Source organism: Pantoea sp. PvP021 (genome assembly GCF_054056055.1).
In genome coordinates this window covers 67,071-85,288 of record NZ_JBSRXX010000010.1, presented here as the reverse complement: position 1 = coordinate 85,288, position 18,218 = coordinate 67,071, and the positions used below count along the sequence as shown (strand labels likewise).

Below are 18,218 nucleotides of genomic sequence, written 5' to 3'. Positions count from 1 at the left end.
CAGCAGCTGGATGAGAAAATCACGTTCGCCGCGCAGGATGAACAGCAGGAAGCGAGGGGATCAATGGGCTACGGTTCCGGCGACACGCTGCCAGATTTACGCGACCTGCCTGCCGAAGCTCGGGAGCGCTGCGAACAGCACTGGAACCAGCAGAGTGACAGATAAACAGAAATAGCGCCGCTTTGTTTGTTAGCGGTGAAGTCTCCTGTTTAAGAGAGACGCCTGGAAGCGGCAGAATAAACCTCTGAGCGCTCTCTTTTCCCGACAGCCACCACAAAAACCACCACCCGGTCATCAATAACCTGGTATACAAGTCGATAACCGGATGACTTTAGCTTGATCTTATAGCAGTCAGGCATCCCGCTGAGTTTGTTCGCCTCAATTCTGGGTGACTCAAGACACTCAGCCAGCTTCTTTTTAAGCTGTTCACGTACTGTCGGGCCCAGCTTGCGCCACTCTTTCAGTGCCCTCTGATCGAACTCCAGTTGCCAGGTCATTAAAGGTCATCCAGTGTGACCCGGACAGGCTCAGGGTTTCGCAGGCGTTCTTTAACTATGTCTACTAACGCCGCATCTTCGTCACTGAGTAACGTTTGCTTAAAGGGAAGACGTTCATTATCTGCAATATATTCAAGCATCAGGCGCAGCGCATCAGAAGGAGTCACACCCATTTTTTCGAGCGCAGCATAGGATCGTGTCTTCAGGTCATCATCGATTCGAATGTTAATTGTGCCCATAGCGAGTTCCTTTGTATTTACACTTGACATTACAATTGTCGCACTGATGAGTCTGTATCGCAAACAGTAAACATCAGTCACCCGCACAGCCTTATATCTTCCCGGTAAAATCACGCTAAAGCTTATTTTATGCTACGAAAATATAACATCTTCATCCATTAAACCAACTGCAGCAATCGTTAAAGGTTTTCCCGCTACTGGCGATAACCAACAGGCGTTGAGTGCGCCGATCATTGATGAACCCGGCACTCCGCGACGAGTTCTGAACGCGAACGGACCTGCTTTTAGCCCTCCTTTTATACACACCAGAAAGCGCTAATTTAAGCGCAAATTACTCAAATAAAAGCGAAAATAATAATATGTCGATCATTAAGACGATCAAAAGACACCTGCCTGTTGCCCGTCTTAGGCGTAGCAGTCAGCCTGCCAATGGCACCTACGATTGTCGTGCGTTGCCAGATTCACTGGCCTCCGTGGGTTTAAGCTCGCGGGCGGGCGGCATCCTGATGACCTTCGTTCCGCCTGAAGCCGATTTTCAGCGGGTCAGTCAGGCCTGGCAGCGATTCAATTCCGCCGACCTGACGGTATTGACGCTCTCTTCCAACGGCGCGCTGAGCAGCAGCAGATCGCAAAGCACCTACTGTGATGGCAATGGCCCGGAGGGAAGCTACCTCTGGCTGCCGGACACACTGATCGCACGCCATGAGACGCATATTGTTGATCTGCATGTCGCCGACACGCAGACGGCCAGCCAGCGCATCACCGCCATCCAGCAGGAGCTGGCGCGCTTGCAGGTGCGGATGCCGCTCTCGGCCGATCGTACTTTCGCCATGATTTACTGTGACGGATTGTCGGCATCCGAAGGCTTTCTGATGCAGGCCTGGTATAACAGCGGGCGCTTTCCCTGCCTGGCGATTGGTGGTTCGGCGGGAGGCAAAATCACCTTTGATGGCACCTGGATTGGTACAGGTGGCAAGGTGTTGCAGGGCAAGGCGGTGATTGTGTTCTGCCAGATGGCGCCAGGAAAATCATTTGCTCCTTTTAAAAGCCAGAACTTTACGCCACGCGATCAGAGCTGGCTGATTGCTGAAGCCGATCCGATAGCGCGTACTGTGACGTCAGTATTTAACCGTCAGGGGCAGCAGCAGCCGTTTGTTGCGGCGCTGTGTGAACATCTCAACTGCAACGAAGCGCAACTGAGCGAACGGCTGAAGGGACTCACTTTCGGCGTTAAAGTTGGCGGCGAGTACTTTATTCGCTCAATCGCCAAAATTGAATGGGGCGGCGTACACTTTTTCTGCGATCTTGAGTTTGGCGATCGACTGTTCCTGATGGAAGAGAAAGACTTTAAACAGACGACGCAGCAGGAGTGGCAGGCATTTACCGCTCAGCATGGCAAACCCGCGGCGATCCTGATGAACGACTGTATCCTGCGCCGTGTCGGTAATGCCGATAAGCTGCATAATGCCCATTTCTTCAAAGGCATTGCCGCCGCCGGTTTTTCCAGCTTCGGCGAAATCCTGGGTGTGCCCATCAATCAGACGCTCTCCGCGCTGGTGTTCTTTAATCATGACGTCAAAGCGATGAGCCAGTTCCCGGTAGAGTACGCCGGCTACGCGGCACACTACGCGCAGCGAGCGTTGCGCCGCTGGGAAGCGCTGAACAGCATCCAGACGCGGGTGCTGGATCGGGTTATCACTTATCAGCAGGCGCTGACGCCGCTGATGGAGGCGCTGCCGGTGCTGGAAACAGCCACTCAGAGCCAGGGAGAAACCCTGAGCCTGGCAGAGAGCAGTATCCGTAACATCAGTAACATCGCCACCGAGAGTCAGCAGGCGCAGGGCCGGCTGGATGATGGTCTGGACGATCTGGAGAAAATTTCCAACGGCATCAATGAGATTACGCATGGCATCAGCAATATTGCTTTCCAGACCAATATCCTGGCGCTGAATGCCGCAGTAGAAGCGGCTCGTGCAGGCGAGGCTGGGCGGGGATTTGCTGTGGTCGCGGGCGAAGTTCGTCGTCTGGCGCACTCCTCAAAAGAGCAGGCTGAAGCTACGGCCAGTAACATCGGTGAGGCAGTCAGCACCATCTCACGTATCCGGCTGGTGGCCAGTGATTCGGCGCAGACCGCCGCCCAGATGGCAGAGCGCAGTATCAGCGCAGCCGATACGCTGGCGGCCATGAATCAACAGACGCGACATGAGCGCGCTGATATTGCGAAGCATCTCGGCAGCCTGCGTGAACTGACGCAGGGGATGGATGCAATGCAGGAGGCCGTCGCGCAGCTCAAGGTGTTACAAACTCTTTCCGGTGCGCAGGTTAAGGGCTGATTTATCAGCATAAAAGACAAAAAAGTGCGGTGTAAGCGTAACGACCAGGCAGGGCGGGCTTTCAGTTGTTACACTTGTCGGTGATTAACCACGCAGAGGTATGAATGAAAATTAAAAGTTATGCAGCCATGCAGGCTGGCCAGGCCCTTGAACTCTATGAGTACGATGCCGCCGAACTGGCAGCCGAAGAAGTCGAAGTCCAGGTCGAATATTGTGGCGTCTGCCACTCAGATCTGTCGATGATCGACAACGAGTGGGGCATCTCTCAGTTCCCGGTGATTGCAGGACATGAAGTGATTGGCCGGGTTTCAGCCCTGGGCGAAGCGGCTAAGAACAAAGGTCTTTCAGTCGGCCAGCGTGTAGGAATCGGCTGGACAGCAAAAAGCTGTCAGCACTGCGATGCCTGTATTAACGGCGAGCAGGTTAACTGTCAGCAGGGCAGCATCCCGACCATCATGAACAAAGGTGGTTTTGCCGAGAAGCTGCGTGCTGACTGGCAATGGGTTATTCCGCTGCCAGAAAAACTGGATGTGGCGAGCGCCGGTCCGCTGCTGTGTGGCGGTATCACCGTGTTTAAACCGCTGCTGATGAGCAACATCACGGCGACCAGCCGTGTGGGTGTGATTGGTATCGGCGGACTGGGCCATATCGCAATCAAGATCCTGCACGCGATGGGTGCCGAAGTGGTGGCATTCAGCTCAACGCCAGATAAGAAGCAGTCGATCCTGGATATGGGCGCGGATGAAGTGGTTAACAGCCGTGATCCAGAAGCTCTGAAAAAGCAGGCAGGCCGTTTTGACCTGATCCTGAGTACTGTGGCGGTCGACCTGGACTGGAAACCTTATTTCGCTGCGCTGGCATCTCAGGGTAAATTCCACACCGTGGGTGCCGTGATGAAGCCGATTGAAGTGAGTGCTTTTGATCTGATCCTTGGCGACAAAGCGGTGACCGGTTCATCAACCGGCTCACCAGGCCAGTTGCGTTCGCTGCTGCGACTCGCCTCGCGTGCGGATATTGCGCCACAGGTTGAGTTCTTCCCGATGTCTGACATCAATAAAGCGCTGGATCACGTTCGCGCCGGTAAAGCCAATTACCGTGTGGTTCTGAAAGCCGATTTCTGATGCGAATCTGAAATGAAATGCCGCAGCCTGCTGCGGCATTTTTTTATCCTCAATTTGTCAGCAGTCCCTTAATCCTGCCACAAAAAAAATCGCAGTTTGGCCCGATTCCATCGAACACTGTCCTCTGAGCCTGTTACGCGCAGGTAAACAGTGCCGTAAAGTGACCTCATGGTAGCCAGTAAGCCTGGCTGATTTCACTGAAACTGTTCACGGAGCCAAAATGAAGCTGACCCAGATTCGTAATGCCACCCTGCTACTGGACTATGCAGGCAAAAAATTCCTGATCGACCCGATGCTGGCCGAAAAAGAGGCCTGGCCCGGGTTTGCCGGAAATGCCCGTCCGCATCTTAGAAATCCGATGGTTGAGCTGCCTGTCCCGGTCGCTGCACTGCTGGCAGTCGATGCGGTTATTATCACTCACACGCATATGGATCACTGGGATGAGGCTGCGCAGCATCTAGTGCCGAAGACGATGATGATCTACAGCCAGAACGAAACGGATGCAGCGCTGATTCGTTCGCAGGGTTTTGAAAATGTTCGCGTGCTGCAGGATGAGAATCCGTTTGTTGATGGCCTGACAATCTATAAAACCGACGGTCAGCACGGCAGCAATGCCTTATATGCCGACAAAGTGATGGGCGATATTCTGGGTGACGCCTGTGGTCTGGTCTTTACCCATCCGGCAGAAAAAACCCTCTATATAGCTGGCGATACCGTGTGGGTTAAACCTTATGTCAGAGCGCTGCAACGCTTTCAACCACAGGTGGTGGTAATGAATATCGGCAATGCAACCAACGATCTCTATGGCCCGATTATCATGGGAAAAGAGGATACCCAGCGCACGCTGAATATCCTGCCTGACGCAACGCTGGTTGCCTCACACATGGAGGCGATAAACCACTGTTTGCTGACGCGCGGTGAGCTACGTGCATGGACTACCGAACAGGGTATTGCTGACCAGGTGCTGATCCCGGAAGATGGTGACACAATGACGTTCTGAGCGTCGTGGCACTAAACCGGCACAATTGTGCCGTGAGTTCTCAACACTACGCTGTCACACAATAAGGGGGAGAGGATGGCTGCTCTGAGAGTCGCGGTGCTGGCAACGGCCGGTTTTAGTCCGTTTCATTTTTCAGTTCCCTGTATTCTGTTCGGCTCAGCCCTGCCGCAGCCGGATCTGTTTCATGTCGATATCTGCGCACTGAAACCAGGCCCGGTCATCTCAGAGATGGGGTTGTCAATTACGGTGGAACAGGGTCTTGACCCGCTTGATCAGGCGGACATTATTATCGTGCCCTACTGGCATAATCCGGCTGAAAAACCTGCGCAGGCGCTGCTTGATAAGCTGGTGGCAGCCTGGCAGCGCGGCGCAGAGATCGTTGGACTATGTCTGGGCACTTACGTACTGGCTTATGCAGGTTTGCTCGATAAGCATCGTGCTGCCACTCACTGGGAATTTGAGCGTGACTTCAGCGAGCGCTTTCCACAGGTTCACCTCGACAGTAATGCTCTTTATACCCGGGACACTCGTCTGATCACTTCTGCCGGCACCGCGGCGGGCATCGACTGCTGTCTGGATATCATCCGTCACCACTATGGCAGCGCCATGGCTAATCGGGTAGCCAGACGCATGGTGGTGCCGCCTTACCGTGAAGGCGGTCAGGCGCAGTTCATTGAGCGGCCGGTTCCGGAAACAACGCGTGACAGTAAGATCAACGCGTTGCTGGCGTCGCTGCGACAGAATCTGCATCAGCCGCAGGATCTTGACTCACTTTCGCGGACGCTTGGCATGAGCAGGCGAACGCTGACGCGTCATTTTCACAAGGCGACAGGCATGTCCCTGGGAGAGTGGCTGACAGCAGAGCGTCTGCAACGCAGCCAGCTATTACTCGAAACCACCGGCATCAGCATTGAATGTGTGGCAGAAAAGGCGGGTTTTGATTCGCCCGTGTCATTTCGTCAGCGTTTTAAATCCCGGTTTGGCGTCTCTCCCAGCGAGTGGCGCCGGACATTTCGGGGGCCGCATCCGGTGATGAGTGATGAGACATTACGACAGGACGATGAGTGACCAGGCCCGGATGAATTTCTGCGCCTGTGACTTTGCCTGCCGGAATATTCCCGCGTAATGACGGTCACTATTCCGGCAGAAATAAATGCGACTACAGCAGGAAATCATCCAGCGACTGGCCGTTTTCAATGGCCGCCTTAATTACGGAGGGCGTTCGGCCCTGACCCGTCCAGTAACGAACCTGACCATTTTCGTCATTGTAACGGTATTTCGCCGGACGCTTTGCGCGTTTCTTTTTGCCGGTTACCGAGGGGGATGCGCTATTCACCAGCTCCGCCGGGTTAATCCCTTCTTCCATTAACAGCTCCTGGTAGAACGCCAGTTTTTCTGCTTTCTCACGGGCTTCCGCTGCCCGCGCGTTTTCCTCTTCACGACGTTCATTTACCACGGTCTCTAATTTCTGGCGTAACTCTTCCAGCATATCTAAAGCCATATTGCGCGCCTCTGCACGAAGCGTGCGGATATTGTTCAGGCTGCTCAGGTTCTTACTCATAACAAATCCTCAAATACTCAACTTAATCAATGAAGTGCAAATTATTCAGCTGGCAAGGGTAACATTTACCCACGTGATATTTGAAGCGCTAGTGTAGCCTTATTCGCTATTAATCCTCTATTAAGGGTGCTGGTTGAACCAACAAAGAAGAAATTTTAAGCGAAATCTGCTGGTTAATTGCGGATTATCATTGTTGAAACAGGATTGTGGGATTTGCATTTTTGCTTTTGATTAACTGTGCTTAAATCAGTCAACAGGGTTTATTAAGGACAGGCATGAAGTTTCGCCAAAAAAATGAGGGTTCAGCGCCAAAAATCTCGCCGCTGCTAAGAAGTATTATCCTTTCAGGCGTATTGCTCAGCGTGGCGGTGATTGGCTTAAATGTGTGGACGCTGCGGGAAGACTGGAACGAAACCGTCGATAAAGCTGAAGATACGGCGGTTAATCTGTCGCTGTCACAGGCGCGCCAGGCGGACGATACATTTTTGCAGACCGAGCTCTCTTTGCGCGAGGTGCAACGCGAGCTCGAAAAGCAGATTGCCACAACCGGTGTAGATGGTGAGGCGCTGAGCCAGACGATGCGCCTGTTGCAGAGCCACCTGCCACAACTACACGGCTTGTTCTACTATGATGCGCAGGGGAAATGGATAGCCACTTCTATGAGCCGGATACCGCCTGACATCAATAATTCCGATCGTGAATATTTCGATTATCACCGCACCAGCCCGCGCGATACCCTGCACGTCGGCCCGGTGCTTCGCAGCCGCACCACTCACGAGCTGGTGATCCCGGTTACGCTGCGTGTGAACGATGCCTTTAACGGCTTTCGGGGCGTCTTACTCGCCACCGTCAAAGTGGACTATTTCCGCCGTTTCTACAGCTATTATGAACTTAGCGAAGGCGATGTACTGGTACTGATGCTGGCAGACAGTACCGTGCTTTACGCCCGTCCGATGCCGGATAGCTACATCGGCAAAAACCTCTCAGTGAGTCCGCTTTTCCTCAGGATGCTTGCCCATGCGGATAAAGGCAGCGGTCAGTGGACCGCTGCGCTTGATGGTAAAAAACGCATCTTTGGCTTTGTCCGCTCACAGCGATACCCGCTGGTGGTGGCCGCGGGATATGACAAGCGCGCGCTGTTTAACCACTGGCTCAAGAGCTGGGTACATGATCTGATTCTGAGCCTGGCGCTGCTGATTGTTATTCTTTTACTGGGTGCATTTGTACTGCGTCAGGCACGGCATACGCTGCGTTATCAGCTTGAGCTGACCCGATTACGCGATGATCTGACCGCGGCTAATCGCGCACTGGAAAATCTGGCACAGAGTGACGGGCTGACGGGTGTTGCCAACCGGCGCCATTTTGATCACATCCTGACTGAATGCCTGCAGAACGCGGAGCGCAGTGGCCAGCCGGTGTCATTAATCCTGCTCGATATCGATTATTTTAAACGTTTCAACGATACCTACGGCCATGTGTCGGGTGACGACTGTCTGAAAAAAGTGGCTACTGTTCTGAAGAACGCCGCCCGCCGCAAAAACGAACTTACGGCCCGATATGGCGGCGAAGAGTTTGCCATTATTCTGCCCGGACAGCCGTTGTCAGCCGCGTTGAACTTCGCTGAATCGATCATCGATGCCGTTAACAGGCTCGATATTCCGCATCTCACCACGGAACTGCCGCAAAAGCACGTCACCCTGAGTGCAGGCTGCGCCGTCTATCTTGCTTCAGGCTCACAAAAGGAAAAAGAATCGCTGATAGCGCGCGCGGATGAGGCTTTGTATCACGCGAAACGGGCAGGGCGTAACCAGGCCATGTGTGAAGAACGTAGCGGCTGAGCATCCGTGATCAAATCCTGAATCCTGCCTGTGGCATGGTGACAGCTCAACTTAAACAGGGAGCGGCCATGTCAAACGATACCGGTTTCACTCATCTTGCTTTACAGGTACGGGATTTAGAGAAGAGCGTAGATTTTTATCAGCGTTATGCCGGGATGCAGGTGATACATCAGCGTGAACCTGGCATTCCTGAAGCACAGAAAGTGGCATGGCTGTCGGATTTAACCCGACCTTTTGCGCTGGTGCTGGTGCAATCTGACAACAATGAAGATACGCCGCTGGGTCCATTTGGTCATATAGGCGTGGCCTGTAGCAGCCGTGAAGAGATAGATGAAAAAGTGGCACTCGCTCGGCTCGAAGGTGTGTTGCGACGCGACGCGCAGCAATCTGGTGTGCCAGTCGGCTACTGGGCATTTTTTGCCGATCCTGATGGCAATACGCTTGAGCTCTCTTATGGTCAGCAGATCGGACTGGAAATTATCACAGCCCGCAACACGCAATCGCTGAATAAATAAAGCGGTTGAGAGAACAGAATGAATCCCATTACTTGTTGCGTGACTGCGTAAAGCTTTTCAGTTATTGAGTTCAGGGTAACGCCTGAGCAGGATTATGGATGGAGAGACAATGACAAGATGAGAAAGGAAAGGGTACAGGCTGGCCGGTAATTGAGATGCCTGAGTCTGACGATTTATGGCGAAAAAACCGCCTGCCTGATGCAGGCGGTGTTTCATTATGCATACTGAATTAAATCAGGAAATCATCCAGCGATTTACCTGCATCAATGGCAGATTTAATAGCAGATGGGGTACGGCCCTGGCCAGTCCACTGCTTAACCTCACCATTTTCGTCGGTGTACTGATATTTAGCCGGACGAGGAGCGCGTTTTTTCTTCACGGCTGGTGCAGTCGGCATACCATTTAACAGTTCGTTAGGATCGATACCTTCCTGCAACAGTAATTCACGGTATTTTGCCAGTTTCTCAGCTTTTTCACGATTAGCTGCTTCAGAAGCCTGTGCTTCTTCACGTCGCTCACTCACCACAACCGACAGTTTTTCCAGCATTTCTTCCAGGGCAGCAAGGTCAAGCTCGCGAGCGTTTGCGCGAAGGGTACGGATATTATTCAAGCTGTTGAGAGTGTCACTCATCAAAGTCACCATAGTCATGTTCAGATAATAAAATACAGAGCGGGTTCACGCTGATGCTTTTCGTCAGACCTGCTTTTTTAAGATGCTTGCCTTCGAAGAATCAAAATACAGAACCGATAGTTCAACGCCAACATATTAATCGCTTTCTCAAAGAGTTTAAACTGTAATTAACGTAAGACCCTTAAACAAAAGTAAAGTTACTCTTTTTTTTACACTCTTCGCTCAAAATGTCAAAAAGGTGCCTCATCTGATGATGCTCAATAATTTAGTTACGTTATGGATAAACCAGGCTTTCACGCCGCTTTTCCAGCGGAATCGCTTCGCTAATCACGGAGCTGCTTTGTTCCGAGAGGCAGTCACCGTGCATACTTCTCCAGATAAAGCTGGATATGTCCATGAGGCCACCATAATAGGGTTGTAAAGGACGCATAGCAAAATTACTAAAAAATAACCATCAGGCGGCTGATTTATTCAGACTATATGTAAGGTCATGAAATCAGATTAATTTATCACTTAATTAACGTTCTGGTTAAGGCGATCATCACCAGACGGGTTATGGCTTTGTTTTAAAAGCCTGGAGAGACAAACCCCAGTAAAGGGGGATAAAACAGTCAGAATCACGCGTGACCTGTATGACCCTGGATTGATTATTTACGGGCGTAATGACTTTTTAGCCGCCGTATGGGGCCAGAGAGGCTGTCCGCTAATCAAGGAAACCTGAGCCACATCATCCGGGTACCATATTGCCTTATGCGCCGATGAAGCGGTAAACAGTGCGATCTCAATTGCCCCCAATACTTACTCACAAGCAAGCTAAACTGTATAAGAGACGCTATTGTCAGCGTTATAAGGGGTTCTCGGGAGAGACTGGCGTGTTCAAAGGCAATAAAAAGTCATTACCGGTTCGCTACTGTAAAACGTGTAATAAACCGATGTCATGGCGAAAAAAGTGGGAACGATGCTGGGACGAGGTGTTGTATTGCTCGGAACGGTGCCGGCGGCAGCGTACTGATCGGCAAGAGGATGATACAGAAATAAAACCTGAACCTGACCTCTGACGCTGACTAGAGCTGGCCAGGGATTAACCTGGCCTCAGTCAGGGGAATGGGGCTATTGCTGTACCTCGATCTGTTGCCAGCCTCTTTTAAACATACAATCTTTAACCAGTATCTCTCGCTGGCTTTCATTGGCGTCGCTGGTGGAGTAATCGGTGTCAGTGGTTTTATATTTACTGTCTTTTGAGGTGTATTTACCGCTAACGACATTGTCAGGGGGTAAATCCCGCAGTGCCTGGGCCCGACAGGCTGTTTCCGTTATTGTTTCCTGCTGTTCAGATGCATCTGGCTTGACCCATTTATACTGCACACATCCGGTCAGACAGAGAGTAAATAACATCAGCATAAGAGGTTTCATAATCTGTTTCTCAGTGCTCCCCGCCTGAGTTGAGACGAGTGATTGAGTAAGGAAACCGATCGGCAGGGTTTCCTCACCACAAAAAAAGGGAAGAGTCATCCGACGTTAAAATGTCAGGCCGCCACCGATATAGGGACCATCGATCAGGGTATGACCCGGACGTCCATCTTTGCCATCAACACCCGCATAGCGATAGCCCACTTTTAACACCAGTGGATCCACAGGTGACCAGCTGACACCGCCATTGGCCTCAACGAAATTCTTAACGCTGTTGGTCAGCTGTTCCGGGGCGGAATAACCTTCTCCATACAACGCAAAATTAGCGGGCAGATTGATTTTCACACCGCCGCCAACAGGAAACGCAACGCCGTTATCTCCTTTTTTGCCGCCGATGTAAGCGGCTTTAACGCCAGCCGTCAGCATCACAGGTCCAATTTCAAGGTTATAACCGGTACCCGCCTGACCAATCTGAACACCATCCGCCGTATTTTTGATCCACTGACCATCAACATAAAGCCCGCCGGATGAACGGCCGATTTCTGCGTCCAGTACCGAGGTGTTTTTACTTTGTTCGGCATTCAGGCCAATGGCCATGGCTGAGGAGGATGCACACAATAATAAGCCAAAGCCAATTACAGAAATTTTCATTGCTCAGTTTTTCCACAGAATCAGATTTTCAGGATAATGATTAAGATTGCTATTAAAGCAGGATTACTTTTGCACAATCTCTTTAACATCGTGCTGTTGTAACTGATGCATGTTTCCATCCGTGTCTTTATAAGAGATCATGCCTGTTTCTTTATCTTTTGCGGGTTTGCCATGAGTCGTAATCATGTGCCCATCGTTGGTGGAGATCACATAATTGCTTGAGCAGGCGGAAAGGGACATAACAGAAGTTATCATCGCAATAGCAAAAGCGAATTTCTTGCCAGAATTAAAAGATGTCATTTTACTTTCCTGTCGTTTCTTTTTAAGAAGATGCGGCATTATTCGCTGTGATTGTTAAACGACATGCTAACAATCCGGCTGTTTGCCTCTTTATCAGGATGATAATGATCTGGATCAATATCATGGGTTGCTCAGGAGTAAGCAACCATGGCGGGTATTGATTGTTTTGCGACCAGTACTTGCGGAAGCAAAGGCAGAAGTTTGTACTGAGAGAATCAGGAAGAAAACCAGCAAGGTAGAGGAAAAGAAACTTAAGCTCGAATCCGCAAAAATGAATCTGAAAGAAGCGCAGGCTGATGTTCAAAGACTGAACTAAACGCATTTACTCGTAGGCTCACGCTGGCGAATCTCCGAACTTCGGTAAATTCCGCATGTTCCTTTATCTCTTGTCAGTTTGGGTAGGCATCAGGCTATCACCACTCTCCTCTTCTGTTTATGCATGTTCAGACAGTATCAGGCAACATTCTCCCCTTTTAATGTCAGAAAGGGCTGCATTCCGAATGGGAGCCGTTGTCGATACACTGCATACTCAGCGTTACCGGGTTTTGTTACTATCATCGGGAACCAGGCATAGAAAAAAACCACTCAGTTGAGTGGTTGTAAAAAGAAAAAATAGTTAATGAGCAAAACTGCGATACATAATGTTTTAATACTGGGATATATCTATGCCAGGAAATAATATCTGTTAACAGACATGTTAGCTATGGGATTTATAAGAAATGATGCAAAGTGAAAGCGTAACAATGACCATAATACAGTGAATGTTAAAAGTTCAGCTCTCACGTAACTGTTTATCTATCAATTTATTTTGTTAACAACATGGATTTAACTTTGATTGTTTTTCTGATGCAGATTTATCGTGCGCATCATGCTCATTACATTTTTAAAACACATGGAGGTAATCAATTTTCTTAAGATCCCGTTAAGATCTGCATCGTAAATTAGCCCGACAATTTTAACGGAGATAAATATGAAAAAGTTTCTTTTAGCAGCATTGTTTGCCGGTATGAGTTTTGGAGTTGCTGCACAGGAAGGTTTTGTTAATCCAGCAGGGCAGGGGTATTCTCAGGGCGGATTTAAAGGTCCGACACCCGGCGTATCTTCTGTCGCTCAGGTTAAGACGCTGCGTGATGACGCATGGGTCGTTCTGGAAGGTAACATCATCAGACAAGTGGGGCATGAACTTTATGAGTTCAAAGATGCTACCGGAACGATTAATGTCGATATTGATGACAAGCGCTGGATGGGACAATCGTTATCACCGAGTGATAAAGTCCGTCTTGAAGGTGAAGTTGATAAAGACTGGAACAGTGTTGAGATTGATGTAAAAACGGTTCGGGTTCTTAAGTAATCCTTATTCGCTCATCACCTGGTGGTGGCCTGAAAATCAGGGCACTGCCATTGTGAAATGATCCTTCCAGGACGCCTTTCTTTCATTACAGCGGCCGCAATTTAGTTACAACACCCTATTTGAGCAGATTACGTTACCGGCAATATCCTGCCAGATTGGTTTTTTTGATTAAACCTGAACGGAGCCGTTCTGTGAATCCGAGTGCTCATTGACCAGCCGCCCCGCACGGCCCGAAGGGCCGTAATAGTTATTTACGGTACATTGAATGATGTAACTAAATGTAGAGTGCGGGAATGATTCAACATTCTCCACATCCGCCTTTAACTGTTGAACGCGCGCCTCGAAGAACCCCCATTTAATGCGCTGTTGACCTGCCGTTGACCCTGACGGCAGTTTTCTTCTGCCTGCCCGATGCCAGATCAAAAACCGAAACGAGTATCATTTATAGAATGAGTGCTTCTTACTTTTAGGCAGGGCGTGATATGGCAATGAATATGGGCAGCACCTACCGGATCCTTGGCTATCAGCCATCGGTAAATTCCGCCTGGCGCCAGAAATTACTGACAATGGGTATGCTTCCCGGCGCAGTTATTGAGATCATTCGCGTGGCGCCAATGGGCGATCCGGTGCAGATCTCTACCCGCCGTGTCAGCCTGGCGGTGCGGCAGCGTGACCTGGATGACATCATCCTGGAGGAAATCGTCTGATGAAGAAGATAACCATCGGGCTGATTGGTAACCCTAATACCGGCAAAACCACGCTGTTTAACCAGCTCACCGGTGCCCGACAGCGGGTCGGGAACTGGGCTGGCGTCACGGTTGAGCGCAAAGAGGGTCAATTTTTTACCGCGCAGTCAGATGTCAGGCTTATTGATCTGCCAGGCACCCGATCGCTGACAACGCTATCTGCTGAAAGCTCGATAGATGAGAGCATCGCCTGCCAGTATCTCTATCAGGATCACGCCGATGTGGTGATTAACGTCGTCGATGCCTCCAGTCTGGAAAGTAATCTGTTCCTGACCTTTCAGCTGCTGGAACTGGGCGTGCCCTGCATTGTCGTTTTGAACATGCAGGATATTGCCGCCAGCCAGAACATCACTATTGATGTCGCAGCACTGTCAGCTCATCTCGGATGTCCGGTCGTTTCACTGACCTCAACCAAAGGTGATGGCATTGCCCTGCTCAAAGCGCTGATTGACCAGCCCCATATTTACCGCGCACCTGAACGGGTACGTTATCCGGCCGCGATTGAAACGGCCATTGAGCAGCTCTGCCAACAGATGCCCGCCGCCATAGCCCCACAAAAACGCTACTGGCTGGCCTTGCAACTGCTGGAAGGGGATATCAACAGTCAGAAACTTTGTCCGGCGCTGGTTCCGCATTTGCCCGAGATTATGCAGCAGGCCGGAGGAGAGACCGGCGTACAGATTGCCGATTACCGCTATCGCACCATCAATGCGCTTTGCGCGGCAGTGAGTAACATTCATCACGCAATGCCCGCCGGTCTGACCCGCAGGATCGATAAAATTGTGCTGAACCGCTGGCTGGGCATTCCGATATTCCTGGCAGTGATGTATGTGATGTTTGTTCTTTCAATTAACATTGGTGCCGCGCTACAGCCACTGTTCGACAGCAGTTCGGTGGCGATATTCATTCATGGTGCGCAATGGCTGGGCTATGTCTGCCACTTCCCTGACTGGCTGACGGTTTTCCTGGCGCAGGGTATCGGTGCCGGTATCAATACCGTGCTGCCGATCATTCCGCAGATTGGCCTGATGTTCCTGTTCCTCGCTTTTCTTGAAGACTCCGGCTACATGGCGCGCGCCGCTTTTGTGATGGATCGTCTGATGCAGTCACTGGGCCTGCCGGGAAAATCCTTTGTGCCGCTGATTGTCGGCTTTGGCTGTAATGTCCCGTCGGTCATGGGGACACGGACGCTGGATACACCGCGTGAGCGTCTGCTGACGGTGTTGATTGCGCCTTTTATGTCATGTGGCGCACGGCTGGCGATTTTTGCGGTTTTCGCTGCGGCATTCTTTAACACCCACAGTTCCAGCCTGGTTTTCTCCCTCTACCTGCTTGGCATTGTGGTGGCCATCGCGACCGGGCTGGTGCTTAAGCATACCCTGCTGGGCGGAGAAGCCTCGCCGTTTATCATGGAGTTGCCGGTCTATCACCGGCCTCACCTCAAAAGCCTGCTGTTGCAGACCTGGCAACGGCTGAAAATGTTTGTGGTGCGAGCCGGACAGGTGATTATCCTGGTGAGCATGCTGATTGGCGTACTGAGCAGTTTTGCCTTTAATGGTCAGATGGTTAATGACATTAACCACTCTGCGCTGGCGGCGACCAGCAAAGCGATCACCCCCGTGCTGTTGCCGATTGGGGTCACTCAGGATAACTGGCAGGCAACAGTGGGGCTGGTGAGCGGCATCATGGCGAAAGAGGTCGTGGTTGGCACGCTCAACAGCCTTTACACCACAGAGGCAATCCAGAGCAGTCAATTTGATCCGCAGGCTTTTGACCTGCCTGGTGAGCTTAAAGAGGCGCTGACAGAGACCTGGGCGGGGTTAACGGCTGCCTTCAGAATTGATGCGCTGGCCCATCCCATCGATGCCAGTAAAGGCGATGGTGAGATGGCGACTGGTTCGATGGGCGTGATGTCAGCCAAATTTGGCAGTGGCTTTGCCGCTTACAGTTACTTAATTTTTGTCCTGCTTTATGTTCCCTGCGTCTCGGTCATGGGGGCTATTGCGCGGGAAGCCGGTAAAAAATGGATGATGTTCTCCTTCTTCTGGGGACTCAATATTGCCTACGCCACCGCCACGCTGTTTTACCAGACCGTCACTTTTGCCGACCATCCTGCATTTAGTGCGACCTGCCTGATAATTGTGCTGGTGCTGAACGGAATCATCCTGCTGGCATTGCGAAAAGCGGGAAGCCGGGTGCAGTCAATACCGGTCATGCTCAGGGAGGAAAAGGGGAGCTGCAGCGGCTGCCACGGCGGCTGTGATAAGCAGAAAGGCTTTGCCCGGTAAAAATAAGTACTGATGACATTCACTCTTTCCGCTGCCGGCGATTTCTGGCCGCAGCGGACAGGTGAGGATTGTCCTGTTGATTGTTCTTACGAATTTGAAGCCAGAATGGTGGGATGATTAGCGTATGAGCAGTGACAAAGGCAGCATGACAATTAACCCGGCCAGAAGCATTATCCTTCCCTCTGAAGGCAGATGTTTACCAAAGCAACTCTGACCATGCACTGCAGCATGCCCTTATTAGGGATAGCGGCTCCTGTTTTGCAGACAGATTTGCAGCATGCGGTATGACAGTAAGAATAAATCAACTAAATCAGCCGGATGAGCTCTGTGGATGGCCAACACAGTGATAATCCGTACCGGCTTACACACAGGCTGTCCACTTTTTCTGTGGATAACTTCAGCCCGAAAAGGGGCTTTATTCTCATTTCAGGAGCCATCAGCCAGGATAATCAGGGTCACCATATTGTTCCATAAACTCCACCATGGCACCTTTGTGTGCATCCACATGGCGGATATAGCGCATCAGTGTTTCTGGTTTTTTCCACGTGCCTTCCTGCATGATCCTGGCAATCGGATAACCTTTATCTGCCATATCCTGCGCAGCTCCTACCCTGGCGCTGTGGCCACTCCAGCCGGTGTAGCGATTTTTGTTGGCCTTTACTGCGCCCTCTTTTCCGGCAGTGCGCCATGCCCGGCTAAAAATCTGTTCCAGTGCCCTTGTGCTCATCGGCTTTTCGGCAATCAGTGGCCGGCCAGACCGATGTACTGCAGTAAACAGCCAGGCATCAGGCTGGCTGGATAGCCCGGACGCTTCAATCCACTCTTCCAGTCGCTGAGTTGAACGGGCGCTGAGCGCCTTAATCAATCCGCCGGTCTGCACAATAGTTTTTGTCCATGCCACATCCAGAATGATGCGACCATCACCGGCACGCATCACATCCCGCACCCGCAAACGCGACAGTTCACTGATACGCAGTAGTGTTGCATAAGCCACATGTAAAAAAGCCAGATCGCGAAGCGCCTGAAGGTTATCAGAACCTGACCATTCTTCATCCAGCGCCAGCAGGTCACTCAGCCTGAAGGGCACGGCCTGGCCTGCCCGCTCTCCGTTGATCACCGCCACACGGTTTATCTTCTTCATCGTCCGGAAAACCAGCGGAGAGACATTGGGCACCGGCAATCCGGCGTTACGGTGTAACATCGAAATTAACGCCGCGTGTGAAGTGACGGTTGAGGAGGCCCGGCCGCTTTCAGCCAGAAAAGAAAGATAGTCACGCAAATCGTCTGCACTCATCGGCAGGAAGCTGCGCTGGTTATCTTCCGACCAGCGATTGCAGATTCGCATTACGCTAAGCAGCTGTCGCCAGGTGTTAGGTGAGAAAGCCTCTTTATCCTGAACGAACTGCCGGAGCCGCTCGGTGATATCGCTATTCCGGTCAACCGTCAGAGGGGTTAACGGCACTAACTCACTCATATTTGCTCACTTATCAACCAAAGATGCCGATGATCGCGCTACGTTAATTCTGAGAACTAAGCAGGGGGATAACCGGGCAGAATTTACGTAGCGTTGTCATTTTCAGGACGAACTCTACTGCTATCCATCTTAACCCGGCACCTTCCCTATGTCATGACTTCGTATAAGAACAATTATACGAAGTCATTATGGCGTAACCGATCCCGTCTGGCTTTTAACGGATTGACGCTCATCGCAGTCAGTCAGGGCAGGTACAGGTCACA

18 protein-coding genes are annotated in these 18,218 nt (G+C 51.1%); 10 read left to right on the top strand and 8 right to left on the bottom strand.

Annotation, left to right across the window (positions count from 1 at the left end):
- Window positions 1-209 precede the first annotated feature (209 nt).
- Entirely contained in the window at window positions 210-497 is a 288-nt protein-coding gene (locus tag ACVKSX_RS20440; RefSeq protein WP_033759930.1) for a type II toxin-antitoxin system RelE family toxin, read from the bottom strand.
- Window positions 497-736 carry a type II toxin-antitoxin system RelB/DinJ family antitoxin gene (locus tag ACVKSX_RS20435; protein WP_010257033.1) on the bottom strand — a complete coding sequence of 80 codons (240 nt, stop codon included), beginning with the start codon at window positions 734-736 and terminating at the stop codon, window positions 497-499. Before ACVKSX_RS20435 ends, ACVKSX_RS20440 begins: the two co-directional genes overlap by 1 nt.
- A gap of 359 nt (window positions 737-1,095) precedes the next feature.
- On the opposite strand from ACVKSX_RS20435, the gene ACVKSX_RS20430 reads away from it, so the two are divergent.
- The 4 genes from ACVKSX_RS20430 to ACVKSX_RS20415 all read left to right on the top strand — a co-directional run bounded on the left by ACVKSX_RS20430 (window position 1,096) and on the right by ACVKSX_RS20415 (window position 6,258).
- The gene (locus ACVKSX_RS20430; RefSeq protein WP_354439355.1) at window positions 1,096-3,069 is read left to right on the top strand and encodes a methyl-accepting chemotaxis protein; all 1,974 of its coding nucleotides are present in this window, start codon (window positions 1,096-1,098) and stop codon (window positions 3,067-3,069) included.
- Window positions 3,070-3,173: 104 nt separating this feature from the next.
- Window positions 3,174-4,190: an NADPH-dependent aldehyde reductase Ahr gene (gene ahr / locus ACVKSX_RS20425; protein ID WP_354439357.1), complete on the top strand. Its 1,017-nt coding sequence runs from the start codon at window positions 3,174-3,176 to the stop codon at window positions 4,188-4,190.
- A gap of 220 nt (window positions 4,191-4,410) precedes the next feature.
- The gene (locus tag ACVKSX_RS20420) at window positions 4,411-5,190 is read left to right on the top strand and encodes an MBL fold metallo-hydrolase (RefSeq protein ID WP_263054636.1); all 780 of its coding nucleotides are present in this window, start codon (window positions 4,411-4,413) and stop codon (window positions 5,188-5,190) included.
- 75 nt (window positions 5,191-5,265) lie between these two features.
- Entirely contained in the window at window positions 5,266-6,258 is a 993-nt protein-coding gene (locus ACVKSX_RS20415; RefSeq protein WP_122459955.1) for a GlxA family transcriptional regulator, read from the top strand.
- A gap of 91 nt (window positions 6,259-6,349) precedes the next feature.
- On the opposite strand, the gene ACVKSX_RS20410 is transcribed toward ACVKSX_RS20415, so the two are convergent.
- On the bottom strand, window positions 6,350-6,751 hold the full coding sequence (locus tag ACVKSX_RS20410; protein ID WP_010257048.1) for an H-NS family histone-like protein: 402 nt from the start codon (window positions 6,749-6,751) through the stop codon (window positions 6,350-6,352).
- A gap of 275 nt (window positions 6,752-7,026) precedes the next feature.
- Here ACVKSX_RS20410 and ACVKSX_RS20405 point away from each other — a divergent pair, with 275 nt between their 5' ends.
- Both ACVKSX_RS20405 and ACVKSX_RS20400 read left to right on the top strand, forming a co-directional pair.
- Window positions 7,027-8,589 (top strand): sensor domain-containing diguanylate cyclase, encoded by a 1,563-nt coding sequence (locus ACVKSX_RS20405; protein ID WP_191919426.1) that lies wholly within the window; start codon window positions 7,027-7,029, stop codon window positions 8,587-8,589.
- Window positions 8,590-8,657: 68 nt separating this feature from the next.
- On the top strand, window positions 8,658-9,104 hold the full coding sequence (locus ACVKSX_RS20400) for a VOC family protein (RefSeq protein WP_159227255.1): 447 nt from the start codon (window positions 8,658-8,660) through the stop codon (window positions 9,102-9,104).
- Window positions 9,105-9,333: 229 nt separating this feature from the next.
- Here ACVKSX_RS20400 and ACVKSX_RS20395 read toward each other — a convergent pair whose 3' ends face one another.
- On the bottom strand, window positions 9,334-9,735 hold the full coding sequence (locus ACVKSX_RS20395; protein ID WP_010257055.1) for an H-NS family histone-like protein: 402 nt from the start codon (window positions 9,733-9,735) through the stop codon (window positions 9,334-9,336).
- 872 nt (window positions 9,736-10,607) lie between these two features.
- Between ACVKSX_RS20395 and ACVKSX_RS20390 the strand changes: the two genes are divergently transcribed.
- Complete coding sequence (locus tag ACVKSX_RS20390) at window positions 10,608-10,793, top strand: DUF2256 domain-containing protein (protein WP_010671932.1); 186 nt, start codon at window positions 10,608-10,610, stop codon at window positions 10,791-10,793.
- Between the two features lie 52 nt (window positions 10,794-10,845).
- Here the strand turns inward: ACVKSX_RS20390 and ACVKSX_RS20385 are convergent, their stop codons facing one another.
- From ACVKSX_RS20385 to ACVKSX_RS20375, 3 genes are all read right to left on the bottom strand, one after another.
- The gene (locus ACVKSX_RS20385) at window positions 10,846-11,148 is read right to left on the bottom strand and encodes a hypothetical protein (protein ID WP_029519489.1); all 303 of its coding nucleotides are present in this window, start codon (window positions 11,146-11,148) and stop codon (window positions 10,846-10,848) included.
- A gap of 105 nt (window positions 11,149-11,253) precedes the next feature.
- Window positions 11,254-11,796 carry a YfaZ family outer membrane protein gene (locus tag ACVKSX_RS20380; protein ID WP_033770122.1) on the bottom strand — a complete coding sequence of 181 codons (543 nt, stop codon included), beginning with the start codon at window positions 11,794-11,796 and terminating at the stop codon, window positions 11,254-11,256.
- Window positions 11,797-11,859: 63 nt separating this feature from the next.
- Entirely contained in the window at window positions 11,860-12,096 is a 237-nt protein-coding gene (locus tag ACVKSX_RS20375; protein WP_010257065.1) for a YgdI/YgdR family lipoprotein, read from the bottom strand.
- A gap of 970 nt (window positions 12,097-13,066) precedes the next feature.
- On the opposite strand from ACVKSX_RS20375, the gene ACVKSX_RS20370 reads away from it, so the two are divergent.
- The 3 genes from ACVKSX_RS20370 (at window position 13,067) to feoB (ending at window position 16,481) form a co-directional block, all read left to right on the top strand.
- Entirely contained in the window at window positions 13,067-13,447 is a 381-nt protein-coding gene (locus ACVKSX_RS20370) for a YgiW/YdeI family stress tolerance OB fold protein (RefSeq protein ID WP_010257071.1), read from the top strand.
- Between the two features lie 482 nt (window positions 13,448-13,929).
- Window positions 13,930-14,154, top strand: a complete 225-nt coding sequence (locus tag ACVKSX_RS20365) for a FeoA domain-containing protein (protein ID WP_187512494.1) — start codon at window positions 13,930-13,932, stop codon at window positions 14,152-14,154.
- On the top strand, window positions 14,154-16,481 hold the full coding sequence (gene feoB, locus ACVKSX_RS20360; protein WP_187515748.1) for a Fe(2+) transporter permease subunit FeoB: 2,328 nt from the start codon (window positions 14,154-14,156) through the stop codon (window positions 16,479-16,481). Before ACVKSX_RS20365 ends, feoB begins: the two co-directional genes overlap by 1 nt.
- 436 nt (window positions 16,482-16,917) lie before the next feature.
- Here the strand turns inward: feoB and ACVKSX_RS20355 are convergent, their stop codons facing one another.
- Window positions 16,918-17,955 (bottom strand): tyrosine-type recombinase/integrase, encoded by a 1,038-nt coding sequence (locus ACVKSX_RS20355; RefSeq protein WP_089415106.1) that lies wholly within the window; start codon window positions 17,953-17,955, stop codon window positions 16,918-16,920.
- Window positions 17,956-18,218 lie beyond the last annotated feature (263 nt).